1 rRNA gene is annotated in these 215 nt (G+C 49.8%); it reads left to right on the top strand.

Going from position 1 to position 215, the window contains the following annotated elements:
- Positions 1–90 precede the first annotated feature (90 nt).
- Positions 91–206, top strand: a 5S ribosomal RNA gene (rrf, locus tag ACYQ2O_RS13950).
- Positions 207–215 lie beyond the last annotated feature (9 nt).

Here is a 215-nt window from a genome sequence, read left to right as displayed (position 1 = left end):
GTGTGTTAAGGGTAAGTGGTGTTGTTTCGTGTTGATCAGCTGTCTAGTTTTGAGAGAACAACGTTCTCCAGTTTAATAGAAGAGTCACTGTGCGGTGACGATGGCGGGAAGGATCCACCTGTTCCCATTCCGAACACAGCCGTTAAGCTTCCCAGCGCCGAGGATAGTGAAGGGTTTCCCTTTGTGAAAGCAGGACGTTGCCGTGCAGCTCTTTT

The organism is Alkalibacterium sp. m-11 (genome assembly GCF_054658155.1).
This window is presented reverse-complemented; position numbering and strand designations above follow the sequence as displayed.